Source organism: uncultured Nitrosomonas sp. (assembly GCF_902826915.1).
In the GTDB taxonomy this organism is placed as follows: domain Bacteria; phylum Pseudomonadota; class Gammaproteobacteria; order Burkholderiales; family Nitrosomonadaceae; genus Nitrosomonas.
On the sequence record NZ_CADEGP010000038.1, the window covers coordinates 1 to 12,889 of the forward strand.

At 41.4% G+C, this 12,889-nt stretch carries 15 protein-coding genes and 1 tRNA gene; 2 read left to right on the forward strand and 14 right to left on the reverse strand.

Going from position 1 to position 12,889, the window contains the following annotated elements:
- Positions 1-202: 202 nt before the first annotated feature.
- A complete protein-coding gene (locus QZV86_RS08075; protein WP_295625973.1) occupies positions 203-622 on the forward strand; it encodes a YqaA family protein in 420 nt (139 codons plus the stop codon).
- Positions 623-704: 82 nt separating this feature from the next.
- On the opposite strand, the gene grxD is transcribed toward QZV86_RS08075, so the two are convergent.
- The 6 genes from grxD to QZV86_RS08105 form a co-directional block, all read right to left on the reverse strand.
- Positions 705-1,013 (reverse strand): Grx4 family monothiol glutaredoxin, encoded by a 309-nt coding sequence (grxD, locus tag QZV86_RS08080; RefSeq protein ID WP_295625976.1) that lies wholly within the window; start codon positions 1,011-1,013, stop codon positions 705-707.
- 101 nt (positions 1,014-1,114) lie between these two features.
- A complete protein-coding gene (gene prmC, locus QZV86_RS08085; RefSeq protein WP_295625979.1) occupies positions 1,115-1,951 on the reverse strand; it encodes a peptide chain release factor N(5)-glutamine methyltransferase in 837 nt (278 codons plus the stop codon).
- A gap of 32 nt (positions 1,952-1,983) precedes the next feature.
- The gene (gene prfA / locus QZV86_RS08090) at positions 1,984-3,063 is read right to left on the reverse strand and encodes a peptide chain release factor 1 (RefSeq protein ID WP_295625982.1); all 1,080 of its coding nucleotides are present in this window, start codon (positions 3,061-3,063) and stop codon (positions 1,984-1,986) included.
- Complete coding sequence (gene hemA / locus QZV86_RS08095; protein WP_295626049.1) at positions 3,060-4,313, reverse strand: glutamyl-tRNA reductase; 1,254 nt, start codon at positions 4,311-4,313, stop codon at positions 3,060-3,062. Before hemA ends, prfA begins: the two co-directional genes overlap by 4 nt.
- A 113-nt stretch (positions 4,314-4,426) precedes the next feature.
- The gene (locus tag QZV86_RS08100) at positions 4,427-4,864 is read right to left on the reverse strand and encodes a CreA family protein (RefSeq protein ID WP_366925694.1); all 438 of its coding nucleotides are present in this window, start codon (positions 4,862-4,864) and stop codon (positions 4,427-4,429) included.
- 335 nt (positions 4,865-5,199) lie between these two features.
- Positions 5,200-5,276, reverse strand: a tRNA-Val gene (locus QZV86_RS08105).
- Between the two features lie 296 nt (positions 5,277-5,572).
- Here QZV86_RS08105 and QZV86_RS08110 point away from each other — a divergent pair.
- Positions 5,573-6,046: a hypothetical protein gene (locus tag QZV86_RS08110; protein WP_295625988.1), complete on the forward strand. Its 474-nt coding sequence runs from the start codon at positions 5,573-5,575 to the stop codon at positions 6,044-6,046.
- Between the two features lie 186 nt (positions 6,047-6,232).
- Here QZV86_RS08110 and lpdA read toward each other — a convergent pair whose 3' ends face one another.
- From lpdA to lepB, 8 genes are all read right to left on the reverse strand, one after another.
- Positions 6,233-7,693 (reverse strand): dihydrolipoyl dehydrogenase, encoded by a 1,461-nt coding sequence (lpdA, locus tag QZV86_RS08115; RefSeq protein ID WP_295625991.1) that lies wholly within the window; start codon positions 7,691-7,693, stop codon positions 6,233-6,235.
- Between the two features lie 92 nt (positions 7,694-7,785).
- Positions 7,786-8,838 (reverse strand): beta-N-acetylhexosaminidase, encoded by a 1,053-nt coding sequence (gene nagZ, locus QZV86_RS08120; RefSeq protein WP_295625993.1) that lies wholly within the window; start codon positions 8,836-8,838, stop codon positions 7,786-7,788.
- Positions 8,839-8,840: 2 nt separating this feature from the next.
- Positions 8,841-9,218, reverse strand: coding sequence for a holo-ACP synthase (gene acpS, locus QZV86_RS08125; protein ID WP_295625996.1), 378 nt, complete (start codon positions 9,216-9,218; stop codon positions 8,841-8,843).
- Positions 9,215-9,940 carry a pyridoxine 5'-phosphate synthase gene (gene pdxJ, locus QZV86_RS08130; RefSeq protein ID WP_295625999.1) on the reverse strand — a complete coding sequence of 242 codons (726 nt, stop codon included), beginning with the start codon at positions 9,938-9,940 and terminating at the stop codon, positions 9,215-9,217. Before pdxJ ends, acpS begins: the two co-directional genes overlap by 4 nt.
- Before the next feature lie 38 nt (positions 9,941-9,978).
- Positions 9,979-10,863, reverse strand: coding sequence for a GTPase Era (gene era / locus QZV86_RS08135; RefSeq protein WP_295626002.1), 885 nt, complete (start codon positions 10,861-10,863; stop codon positions 9,979-9,981).
- 53 nt (positions 10,864-10,916) lie between these two features.
- Positions 10,917-11,630 (reverse strand): ribonuclease III, encoded by a 714-nt coding sequence (rnc, locus tag QZV86_RS08140; protein ID WP_295626005.1) that lies wholly within the window; start codon positions 11,628-11,630, stop codon positions 10,917-10,919.
- Between the two features lie 13 nt (positions 11,631-11,643).
- The gene (locus QZV86_RS08145) at positions 11,644-12,015 is read right to left on the reverse strand and encodes a DUF4845 domain-containing protein (RefSeq protein ID WP_295626008.1); all 372 of its coding nucleotides are present in this window, start codon (positions 12,013-12,015) and stop codon (positions 11,644-11,646) included.
- 26 nt (positions 12,016-12,041) lie between these two features.
- The gene (gene lepB / locus QZV86_RS08150) at positions 12,042-12,845 is read right to left on the reverse strand and encodes a signal peptidase I (protein ID WP_295626011.1); all 804 of its coding nucleotides are present in this window, start codon (positions 12,843-12,845) and stop codon (positions 12,042-12,044) included.
- Positions 12,846-12,889: the final 44 nt, after the last annotated feature.

Sequence of the window (12,889 nt, forward strand, 5' to 3'; positions counted from 1 at the left end):
ATCAAAAACAGCAGGTCGCTTGATTCTCATACACCAGATTTGACTATAGCTCCCATCCTGTTCACAATATTCAACCCTGTTCATCCTCTATCTTCATCAACACCTGATTAAATTCACTCCGATCTTGCTCTGTTTTTCTACCTTTCGCCGCGTCACAGAATATCAGGTTAAACTATGACACTTTCTAATTCCGGATTATGTTATGGATGAACAATCTAGCCTGCTGGCTTTATTCACCAGCAGTTTTTTGGCTGCCACCCTTCTTCCGGGTGGATCGGAAGCTGTGCTTGTGGGCGTCTTGCTGGCATATCCCGATCTTCACTGGTCAGCGCTTATTTTAGCAACCATCGGCAATACATTGGGCGGAATGAGTTCGTATCTCATTGGTCGGCTACTACCAGATGAAAAAACATTACATAATAAATTAGGTGGTAATATGCGAAGTCTGGAGTGGGTGCGTCGGCACGGCAATCCTATTCTGCTTTTATCCTGGACGCCGCTGATAGGTGATGTGTTATGTGTGGCTGCCGGATGGCTGCGAACCAATTGGTTGTGGGCACTGTTATTTATTGCGGCAGGTAAGTTTGCACGTTATTGGGTTATTGCAACGGCAATCAATTAACTTGAAATAAAAAATCTGTAGCACGATTCAGTCATTTATCGACGTAAACACCCTGAATCGTTGCTAGCTATCTTAACTGAAATCAGTTCTCAAACAATTTCTGTAACTCTCCAGATTGGTACATCTCAGCCACGATATCCGAACCGCCAATAAATTCACCATTCACATACAACTGAGGAATCGTGGGCCAATTAGAAAAATCTTTAATGCCTTGCCTGATTTCCGGGTCTGCCAAAACATCAACCGAAAAAATGTCATCAACTCCACAAGCCTTAAGAATATTCACAGCATTCGCTGAGAAACCACATTGCGGTTGATCTAAAGTGCCTTTCATGTAGAGCACTACCGGATGTGCCGTAATTTGTTGCTCGATTAAATCTTCAACGTTCATAGCGTTAATTTCTCCCAAAGATCATTCCAAAAAATTTTATATAGAAACAAGAAAAAAACATCATTAATTAGTACATTAGAACCATAATATAGTTATATGGTTTAGATTGATAAATTCAATTGACCGCCACTTACTCGCATTATGCCAGCCAAATCCGGATAAGAACAAATATTACTAAAATCCATATCACGTAACAATTTTCTGCATGCTTCAGCCTGATCATAACCATGCTCCAGCAATAACCACCCTTCCTTATTCAGATAGCTAGGCGCTGCATTAATAATATGAGTGATACAGGCCATACCATGTTCCCCTGTGGACAAAGCTATTCTTGGTTCAAATCGCAGATCACCTTGTAGCAAGTGAGGATCATTCTCAGCCACATAAGGTGGGTTTGATACAATCAGATCAAATTTCTCTCCTGAAAGTTCATCAAACCAATTCCCACTGATAGCATGTAGATTGGCCACTTTTAGAATATCTGCATTTCTTCGGCAAACATCAACCGCAGCTGGCGACAAATCAACTGCAACGATTTGAGTTTGAGGGCGATGTTTGGCAATGCTAATTGCGATCGCACCACTACCTGTTCCCAAATCCAATACATTAAAAAATTTATCAGACGGTATCAGCTTGAGCGCCCACTCAACCAGTAATTCAGTTTCAGGACGAGGAATTAATACGGCTTCTGTGATTTTAAGAGTCAGATCAAAGAATGCACGCTCCCCAATTAAATAAGCTATCGGTAATCCTTTAATGCGCTGCTGAACTAGGCTAGAAAATTTCTCGACTTGCTGTGCAGTTAGTATTTGATCAGGATAAGTCAACAAAAATGCATGATTTACGATTAACACATGCTGCAACAATAGGATTGCATCAATTTTGTTAATTGTTGAGTATGCGGCAGCTAATGCGTGCGAAATTGTTACAGGTTGCATAGCAATTATTCAGAATGATCAAAGGTAATTGATCATTCTTGTACTGATGCGGCTAACAACTCAGCCTGATGCTCGGCCATAAGTGCCGAACAAAGTTCATCAATGTCTCCATCCATAATCTGATCCATCTTATAGAGCGTCAGATTGATGCGATGATCGGTTACCCGCCCCTGGGGAAAATTGTAGGTACGGATCCGCTCCGAGCGTTCGCCGGTACCTACCAATGATTTCCGAGTAGCTGCTTGCTCCGCATGCTGTGCGCTCATTTGTTTGTCCTGGATACGCGCCGCCAACACGCTCAATGCCTGCGCCTTGTTTTTGTGCTGTGAACGCCCATCTTGGCATTCCACGACGATCCCGGTAGGCAGATGAGTCACACGCACGGCGGAATCAGTTTTATTGATATGCTGGCCACCAGCGCCAGAAGCACGGAAAGTATCGATGCGTAATTCAGAAGGATTCAAAACCACTTCACTCACTTCATCGGCTTCAGGCATAACAGCCACGGTGCATGTAGAGGTGTGCACGCGCCCTTGAGTTTCAGTTACCGGTACGCGCTGAACACGGTGACCACCTGATTCGAACTTAAGTTTCGAATAAGCGCCATGGCCAATAATTTTGGCAATAATCTCTTTATATCCGCCAATTTCCGACAAACTTTGCGAAATAACTTCCACCTGCCAGCGCTGCCTTTCTGCATGGCGTGAATACATGCGAAACAGGTTCCCGGCAAACAAAGCGGATTCATCTCCACCGGTTCCGGCACGGATTTCCAGAAAAATATTGCGTTCATCATTGGGATCTTTCGGAAGTAATTGCTTTTGTATTTCTGATTCTATCTGAGTGAGTTTTTCTTTCCCAGTTTGAATCTCAGCTTCAGCAAAAGCACGCATATCCAAATCAATATGCATCTCCCGCGCAGTTTGCACATCGCGCTCAAATTGTTGATACGATCGATAAAGCTCAACAATCGGAACAATTTCTGCATGCTCACGCGTAAGCTTACGATAATTATCCATATCTGCTGTTGCAGATTCACTACTCAACAAATGATTTAACTCGTCCAAACGCACACTCAAACGAGTGAGTCGGTCCGCGATATTTTTGTTCATTGCGGACGGTGCAGTTGGTATAGTCGATTAACCAATTCGACTAATTCTTCACGTTCATTGACTGCCGCCTGATTCAAAGCATTGGAGGGCACATGCAAGAATTTATTTGTTAAGCCGTTGCTCAGAGCCTCTATAACTTTTTTGGGATCTTCACCTTTCTCTAACAATTTAACAGCTCGAGCCAACTCATGACGACGATAACGTTCACCTTGGTCACGTAACGCGCGAATGGTTGGAACCATTTCACGTGTGGCAAACCAGCGCATAAAATCAACCACATTCGAGTCAATGATGGTTTCGGCCTGTGTAACAGCATTCTGACGTGAATCCAGCCCTTCTTTGACGATTTCTGATAAATCGTCAACATAGTAAAGAAAAACATCATCGAGTTCTGCGACTTCAGATTCAACATCACGCGGTACAGCAAGATCAACGATAAATATTGGTCGATGCTTGCGAATTTTAATTGCGCGCTCTACCATGCCTTTGCCAAGTATAGGCAGTGGACTCGCAGTACAAGTTACCACAATATCGTGTAGCGCCAATTGCTCAGGCAAATCGCTTAAAGTAATGGCTTGTGCATTAAAACGATTGGCCAGTGCTTCAGCGCGCTCAGTAGTCCGGTTGGCAACCGTGATTTTTTTTGGATTACGTGCAGCAAAATGATTAGCGCATAATTCAATCATTTCACCAGCGCCGATAAACAAAACACGCTGCTCGCCGATATCGCCAAAAATTCGCTCAGCTAAGCGTGCTGCCGCCGCAGCCATTGATACAGAGCTTGTACCGATTTCTGTCGAGGTTCGAACTTCCTTAGCCACATAAAACGTGCGTTGAAATAACTTATGCAGCAATAAACCTAATGTCCCGGCGTGTTCTGCAGATTTAACCGCACTTTTTAACTGCCCGAGTATTTGCGGCTCGCCTAATACCATCGAATCTAAACCACTGGCAACCCGGAATGCATGTTTTACAGCCTGCTCGCGTGGTAATTTGTAAATGTAGGGATCCAATTCACGAGTTGGCAAATGATGAAAATCAGCGAGCCATACAACAGCATCTTCCGGTCTTTCGGTGCAGCAATATACCTCAGTACGATTACAGGTGGACACAATGGCAGCTTCTTTTATTGGATTACGCCCAACCAGATCGCGTAACGCATGCTCCATCGTATTTTCAGGAAAAGTAACTTGTTCGCGCACATCCAGCGGCGCTGTGTTGTGATTAATTCCAAAAGCAAATAATTGCATGGAAGATAATGTTGCCAAAGTAAACAATTCGTAAGAAATAACTGGTAATTATAATATTAGGTTTTCTTAAATACCATTAATGCAAATGATCTATTTTCGCTCGCTTTGTTTACTCAATGCCATGGCGTAACTGGAATTATCGAAATACTATTTTTGGGTGACCCTTCAATAATTCTATCGCTATAAGTTAAATAAATCAGGACATTTCTTTTGGCATCATAAAACCGCACAACTTGTAACGATTTAAATAATAGCGACGTACTCTTTTTAAAAACTTCGGTACCGTCCTCATCACCATTCTTTACTTTTTCTGGCAAGGAAATAGGGCCAATCTGCCGACATGCGATTGAAGCATCTGAAGTATCCTCAGCGACTCCTACCATGCCACTCACACCCCCGGTCTTGGCTCGACTTAGATAACAAGTAGCACCAGCAATATCCGGGTCATCAAATGCTTCAATTACAATTTTATCGTTTGCACCTAAAATTTTAAATTTAGTTGAGACACTACCAATTTTTTCTGCCATCACATAAGCAGTTGTTTGCAGCATTAAAGTGCAAATCAGCAATACACTCAATAAATTCTTAATATTTAATAGTTTAATAATTTTCATGCCTTATCTCCCAGTAAAATTGAGCAACATATTTTAATTTTTCTTCTATTTAACTCCGATCCTGTGGCATTACGACCTTGCAAGTCAGTGAATGAATATCATTGAATTCTGGCAGATATGTTAGCCTCATCCATACCAATTCTCAGAAACATTAGCCAAGAACTACAAACACCGTGTCATTCCGCTCAATTTTCTGGAAGTGACACGAATTTGGATATGTGCCATCCATAGCCAATGCAATCGAAAATAACAGAAGGATATTATTTGAAAATTGGTAGGCGCGATTGGATTCGAACCAACGACCCCCACCATGTCAAGGTGGTGCTCTAACCAACTGAGCTACGCGCCTGAAAAAAACGAATTTTAACCGAAATGATTAGTCGCGACAAATAATTAATCGAATTGGATGAATAAACTCAATATAAAAATTTATAAAATTTTTACTAAAAGTAATATCCAGAAAAATTCCGCACGCTTTATTGGTAATAATTGAATTGTCAATAATGTCCATAATTAGATTTTCGAGTATACTCGCCCGCTGCAAGTACCATCCAGCTAATGTAAGAATTAGCTGGAAGCAATAAGTTAAACACAACCGAAGAATTATATAGTTATAGGAAATTGGCATTTTGTCGAGGAGAATTTATGCACAAATTATTTTTAAACTTCTTTTTATTACTAACACTGCTTATTCTGCCATTTAGTGTTTTTTCTCATGGAGACGAAGATCACGAGCACGAAGACGAAAACCACGAACACGCGCATAACGAGACAGCTGAGGAATCTTCATCACAGTTGCAAAGCGGCATCGGGTGGAAGGTTGTGCGTACTGTGGAATTAGGAAACTCGGGGAAATTTGTACATTTGGTACTTATCGACCATAGTAAGCACACCGACAAAACAATCTATAGTGCGGCTATTAATAAACTCTGCAACCCCAACGATGAATTTTGCAGAATCAGATTCTGGAGCGAGGAAAGATTTGTACCTGAGAAAGCTTCTTTAACTGTAGAACAAAACAAACAATTGAGAGCTGATTATTTAATCAATAAAGCTGGTGGGATCCATCACCTGCAGTGGTCATGCAGTGTCAATCCCGATAGAAATAATTGCTTCTAAAATTGATTCGATACGCTTGGACAAGCAATGCTGAACTTATAGATCATTAAAAGTCGTTGATGATCTATCTGCATTACTGCTGCGGTGTTAAAAACAGGCTCGAAATGCTCATTTATCACGCATAAACGTGCCTTTCACCTGTTTTTTCTTTGTATTTGCTACTTCAAAATTTTTTTTAACAGCCTATTAAATATGTAACGTACGCTTATCCACGCCAAGCGCAGCTTCATGAAATACTTCTGATAAAGACGGATGAGCATGAACAATACAGGCGATGTCTTGACTGCTGGCTGAAAATTTCATCGCCATAACTGCTTCTGAAATCAGTTCTGAAACATGTGGACCAATCATATGAACACCCAGTACACGGTCAGTTTTCTCGTCCGCTAAGACTTTTATAAATCCACTGGTCTCGTTCATGGCACGCGCACGTCCGTTCGCTATGAATGGAAACTGGCCGACTTTATAGGCAATACCAGCTGCTCTCAATTCCTGTTCGTTTTTCCCTACCCACGCAATTTCGGGTACGGTATAAATAACCCAGGGTATTGTATTAAAATCAATAGCCTCATCCGCATTGGCCTGATTTGTTTCAAGGTGTTTGATCATTTCTGCAACAGCCACACCTTCTTCGGATGCTTTATGCGCCAGCATAGGACCGCGAACTACGTCGCCCACTGCATATACATTGGTCAGATTAGTCCGACAATTCTGATCAACAATAATAAATCCGCGCTCATCTACAGACAAATCATTTTCTTCCACACCCAATCCAGTCGTATTGGGGATGCGGCCAACTGCCACAATCAGCTTGTCAACTTCCATGACCTGTTCCTGATTGTTAGAATCACCATAACCAACAACTACAGAGTTACCGGATAATTTAACCGATTTGATTTTGACACCGGTGTTGATTTGCAATCCAGGTTCTTTAGTGAAAATACTTTTTGCTTCTTTAGCAACTTGTTCATCTGCTGCCATCAAAAATCCGGGCATCGCTTCAAGAAGCGTGACTTCCGCACCCAGTCTGCGCCATACACTACCCATCTCAAGCCCGATCACACCTGCACCAATGATTCCCAGTCGCTTAGGTACTTCCTTTAAGGCTAAAGCACCCACATTATCCAGAATCATCTCGTTATCGACTGGTGCAAAAGATAACTGTCGTGGTATCGAACCGGTTGCTATAATCACATACTTTGCTTGGACTGTTTCAGTAGCACCGTTATCGTCAACTTTTATTTGCCAAACATTGGCAGATTCTTCTCGACTCAACAACGTCCCTCTGCCATGCATCGACTTAACCTTGTTCTTTTTGAATAGTGAAGTAATACCGGTGGTAAACGTGGTGATAATTTTGTCTTTGCGCGCAATCATGACCGGCACATCTACCGAAACATTTTCTGCAGAAATCCCATGCGCGGAAATTTTGTGTTGAATTTGGAAATAATTCTCAGAAGATTCCAATAAAGCTTTGGAAGGAATGCAACCAACGTTCAGGCAGGTCCCTCCAAGACTAGCCTTACCCTTTGAATTTTTCCACTCATCAATACAAACCGTATTCAAACCCAGTTGCGCACAACGGATCGCCGCAACATAGCCTCCTGGGCCAGCACCAATAATCGCCACATCAAATGTTTCTAACATGATTAGACCTTTGTGAAATTTTTGCCAAGTAGTAAGTTTAAAGCAAAATAAAATATGCTGTGCATAGTTTGCTTTGACAAATGAATGCAAGCTCACTGTAATGGCAATTCACCATTCTCGCATCCAATAATGCTGATCTCACGTAATGCCTGCACATAATCTCCATTTTCACGTAACTTTATCATCGAACCGGTATGATTTCTAGCATGCAAACGAGCCAACCGGGACAGGCTTGTTGCTGACATTTCCCAATGCAATCCATGCAAAATTTCATCGACTCCCGCAGGATTATTGCAAACTAATATCATGTCGCAACCCGCATCGAGTGCAGCTTGTGCGCGGGACAACATAGACTCCAAATAATCTCCAGCACCCCTCATAGTTAAATCGTCACTGAAAATACAACCATCGAATTGCAGTTCCTTGCGTAAAATGTTCTGTAACCATATTTTTGAAAAACCGGCAGGTTTGGCATCGATTTTTGGGTAGATAACATGTGCTGGCATCACTCCAGCCACCCCTGAATCGATCATGTGTTGAAATGGAACTAAATCGCTCACCTCAATCTCAGTGTACCGGCGTGAGTCAATTGATTTTTCCAAATGAGAATCGGTCTGAATATAACCATGCCCCGGGAAATGCTTTGCTATTGCCGACATACCCCCTTTTTTGAGTCCAAGCATCAAATTATTCGCCAAGTCCGAAACGGCGCTCGCATCATGATGGAAGGCGCGATCACCGATCACAAAGCTTTGCCCATAATCAAGATCCAACACCGGTGTAAAACTGAAATCAATCCCGCAAGCATTTAACTCTGCAGCCAATACAAAACCAACTTGTTTAGCAAGATATCGAGCGCGACTCGATTGTTTATCCCAAATTTTCCCCAGCTCACGCATTGCAGGCAGTTTTGTAAAACCTTCCCGGAAACGTTGAACGCGCCCGCCTTCATGATCGACTGCAATCAGCAAATGCGGGCTTCGTAACGCATGTATCTGCTGCGTCAATTCAGTCAATTGACGGTGATTTTCATAATTACGGGTAAAGAGAATGACACCGCCTGTGAATGGGTGTAAAAGCCTCTTGATATCGTCCTCAGATAGTTGTGTTCCGGCAATATCGAGCATCACTGGCCCAAGCAACACGATTATTTCTCCAATACGACAAAAGCGCACACCATGCTGATTTCATCACTAATGGAAAGATGGTGCTGGGTGACACCCTGATCGGAAAGTAATTGATCGAGCTCAGGGTGAAATTGAAAAAATGGTTTTCCTAAGCTATTATGAGTGATCGTAATATATGTCAAGCTAACCGGATGTCGCAAACCTGTACCTATTGCCTTAGATAATGCTTCTTTAGCAGCAAAGCGGCTAGCCAGAAAAAGAATTGGCTTACTGCTCGATTGATATTCCAGCAACTCGCTCGTGGTTAATATACGCCGTGCAAAGCGCTCGCCGAAACGATTTAACGATTGCATAATTCTGGCTGATTCGACGATATCGGCTCCAATACCATAGATCATTTACGCGACTCAAGCATGAGCTGTTTCATTTCCTGTACGGCAGGCTTAAAACCAACAAAAATAGCTCTGGCAACAATTGCATGGCCAATATTCAATTCCGAAATTTCAGGAATGGCGGCAATAGCTTGAACATTCTCATAATGTAAACCATGTCCGGCATTGACTTTCAAACCAAGGTCTCTACCCAGAGCAACGGCTTCCTGCACTTCGATAAAATGTTTTTCTTGCGCCTCAAATGAGTGCGCATCCGCATAATTGCCAGTGTGGATTTCGATGACAGGCGCGCCCGCCCGGGCTGCTGCATCAATTTGTAGCGTGTCAGCGTTAATGAACAATGAAACACGTATCCCTGCTTCTCCCAATTTTTGGCATGCACGCTTGATCTGGTCGAAATACCTCACAACATCGAGACCACCTTCAGTTGTCAATTCTTCGCGTCTTTCAGGCACTAAACAAATATCGTGAGGCTTTATTCTAAGCGCGATGTTAATCATTTCGTCGGTAACTGCACTTTCCAGGTTCATCCTAGTCGTTAACCGGTTATGCAGAACTTCCACATCGCGATCCTGAATATGTCGCCGATCTTCGCGCAAATGCAAAGTGATCGCATCTGCTCCGGCAGATTCGGCAATCAATGCCGCTTCAATTGGATCCGGGTATTTCGTTCCACGTGCTTGCCGCAATGTCGCCACATGATCAATATTGACGCCTAATTCAATCATTATCTAAAACTCCTAAGACGCCAAGAATTCTTAATCGCTTACTCATAACCTAAATTTCTTAACACACTTTCACTATCAGCCCAACCGCCTTTAACTTTAACCCAAACTTCCAGATACACTTTTTCTCCAAACATCAACTCCATGTCTTTTCGCGCCTGACTTGCTATTTGTTTAAGCTTTTCACCTTTTTTTCCAATAATAATTGCTTTCTGATTGGGCTTATCAACCAGAATGGTGGCATAAATTTTGTGCAAATGATTTTCTAACTTAAATTGATCAACCACAACGCTGGTCGAATAAGGAATTTCATCGCCGACCAAACGAAATAATTTTTCACGGATGAATTCTCCGGCAAGAAAACGCTCACTGCGATCTGTAATTTCATCCTTATCGTACATTGGTTGACTAATAGGCAAATAATCGCGAATGGTGTTGAGGAGCTCAGGCAGCTGAATCTTATGCATCGCACTCACCGGTATAATGTCAGAAAATTTAGCTATTTGCGCTACTTCATTTAAAAATGGCAACAACTGATTCTTTTCTGCCAATTTATCAATTTTATTGACCACTAAAATAATCGGAACATTCTCAGGTAAAATTTTGAGTACCGCAATATCACGCTGATCAAGGCGCATTGCCTCAATGACAAACAATATAACATTCACCTCGCGCATACTCTGAGTCACCACTCGATTCATTGCAGCATTCAAACCATTGGTATAGTGTGTTTGAAAACCGGGCGTATCAACAAAGACAAATTGTGTCTGCTGATCCGTCAAAATACCATTAATTCTGAAACGAGTTGTCTGAGCTTTCTTCGATGTAATGCTGATTTTTTGTTCTACCAACTTATTTAATAAAGTTGATTTACCCACATTGGGGCGACCAATAATTGCTATATAACCAGTACGAAAATTCGGCATAAAGGGTCATTCTGGGACGTTATAAATAGTAATTAAAAGCTTATTAAACACTATTAATGTGTGTGGTGCAGACAAATTTTTTCATAGGCTAATTTGGCAGCTACTTGTTCTGCACTTCGGCGATTTGTACCTTCGCCTGCAGTTCGAATATCTAATGCGGATATCACACATTCTACTTTGAAATTTTGTTTATGTGATTTACCACTGGTTGTAACCACTAGATATTCTGGCAATGATAGCTTCTGGCTTTGTAAAAATTCCTGCAATAAAGTTTTAGGGTCTTTAGCTGGAGATTCAAGGTCGATATTTTGTATCAAAGGTAAGTAGATTGCCATAATCACTGTTTCCACTTGCACATAATTACTATCCAGATAAATAGCGCCCAATAAAGCTTCAAAAGTATCTGCAAGAATCGATGGGCGATGACAGCCACCGCTTTTTAATTCACCCTCACCTAATCTGAGTAGCTTATCCATTTGTAAGCTAAGCGCAATATTTGACAATGCCTTTTGATTCACAAAATTAGCACGGAGCCGGGACAAGTGGCCTTCTGGTAATTCTGGGAAATGTTTATAAATAATTCCTGAGATTACGCAATTCAACACTGCATCGCCCAGAAATTCCAGACGCTCGTTATGAGGCGCACTGTGACTTCGATGAGTTAACGCCGCTTGTAGTAGTTGAGGTTGAGTAAAACTATATTCTAGACGTTCACAGAATATATCCAGTAACTGCTGAGTAGCAGTTGATATTGCTCCATTTTGCATAATCTTTCGAGTATTAATTGCTTACTGCCTCAAAATCGATATTTAAAGACACATTGGAAAATAGCGGAATTTTTACTGTATAGTTAGTGCTCAAAATGACTCGTCCATTTTCTCTATCTATCTTAATATCTTGACCACTGATGGATTTAATATCATCAATCTGAGCGCGTTTAATAAATGCTAACCTTATTTGATTTAAGTTTGCATTTTGTAGATTTGGATCTTTAGCGACGGCTGATAGGTTCTTTTTAATCGATGAATATTCTATGTAGGCAGGTGCAATTCTCAGGCTAGTGATAGCAACTAGCACCAGAACGATGGACCACATTAATAAGCCAACTAGACTAACACCTTTTTGTTTCAGTGATATCTTGTGATAATTCACGTTTTCACCTTATAGAAAAAAGCTTATTATTTAATCGACAATCCAATACGGCCAAAATCCCCAAAATTCCACCAAATCATGAACGCCTTACCAACAATATTCTCCTCAGGTACAAATCCCCAGTAACGGCTGTCACTGCTACTGTCACGATTGTCGCCTAAAGTAAAATAATTTCCGGCAGGCACTTCGCAAGTAAACCCGGTACGACGATACTGACAATTATCACGGAATTCAAATTGCCGCACGTTCGAAAACTGAATACCTTTAATATCCTGACTAATAATAACGGAATGTTTCTCGTCAGCTAGAGATTCTGAATAGCGATCGGAATAAATATACCCTAATCCAGATTCGATATATTTATAGTCTCCCTCGTATTCCATTTTAATCACTTCTCCATTAATAATTAGCTGCTTATTATGATAAGTGATAACGTCCCCCGGCACACCAACAACGCGTTTGATGTAATCTATTGATGGATCTTCTGGATAACGAAAAACCAATACATCTCCTCGTTTGGGTTCATCCATTTCCAAAATTTTCTGATTAATAACGGGCAGCCTTATGCCATAGGTGTACTTGTTTACAAGAATAAAATCGCCTATTAATAATGTAGGCAGCATTGAACCCGATGGAATTTTAAAAGGCTCAATTACGAAGGAACGCAAGCTAAAAACAATTAAAATAATAGGAAAGAAGCTTTTAGGATATTCGATCCACCATGGCTCATTCTCATTCAGCCCACGTTTTTTTTTCCAGAAGATGGCATCCAATAACCAAACACTGCCAGTAATCACAAGCAGAATAAATAGTATCAAAGGAAAGTTCATATAATTCCCTTTGATAATGAACGATGTACGCTATTTTGAATTAT

What these genes read in the sequence shown, in the direction of transcription:
- era (WP_295626002.1), bottom strand. Translation starts at nt 10,863, where the DNA reads ATGCCGAATTTTCGTACTGGTTATATAGCAATTATTGGTCGCCCCAAT.
- prfA (WP_295625982.1), bottom strand. Translation starts at nt 3,063, where the DNA reads ATGAACAAAAATATCGCGGACCGACTCACTCGTTTGAGTGTGCGTTTG.
- lepB (WP_295626011.1), bottom strand. Translation starts at nt 12,845, where the DNA reads ATGAACTTTCCTTTGATACTATTTATTCTGCTTGTGATTACTGGCAGT.
- grxD (WP_295625976.1), bottom strand. Translation starts at nt 1,013, where the DNA reads ATGAACGTTGAAGATTTAATCGAGCAACAAATTACGGCACATCCGGTA.
- lpdA (WP_295625991.1), bottom strand. Translation starts at nt 7,693, where the DNA reads ATGTTAGAAACATTTGATGTGGCGATTATTGGTGCTGGCCCAGGAGGC.
- QZV86_RS08110 (WP_295625988.1), top strand. Translation starts at nt 5,573, where the DNA reads ATGCACAAATTATTTTTAAACTTCTTTTTATTACTAACACTGCTTATT.
- pdxJ (WP_295625999.1), bottom strand. Translation starts at nt 9,940, where the DNA reads ATGATTGAATTAGGCGTCAATATTGATCATGTGGCGACATTGCGGCAA.
- rnc (WP_295626005.1), bottom strand. Translation starts at nt 11,630, where the DNA reads ATGCAAAATGGAGCAATATCAACTGCTACTCAGCAGTTACTGGATATA.
- QZV86_RS08100 (WP_366925694.1), bottom strand. Translation starts at nt 4,864, where the DNA reads ATGCTGCAAACAACTGCTTATGTGATGGCAGAAAAAATTGGTAGTGTC.
- acpS (WP_295625996.1), bottom strand. Translation starts at nt 9,218, where the DNA reads ATGATCTATGGTATTGGAGCCGATATCGTCGAATCAGCCAGAATTATG.
- QZV86_RS08075 (WP_295625973.1), top strand. Translation starts at nt 203, where the DNA reads ATGGATGAACAATCTAGCCTGCTGGCTTTATTCACCAGCAGTTTTTTG.
- hemA (WP_295626049.1), bottom strand. Translation starts at nt 4,313, where the DNA reads ATGCAATTATTTGCTTTTGGAATTAATCACAACACAGCGCCGCTGGAT.
- prmC (WP_295625979.1), bottom strand. Translation starts at nt 1,951, where the DNA reads ATGCAACCTGTAACAATTTCGCACGCATTAGCTGCCGCATACTCAACA.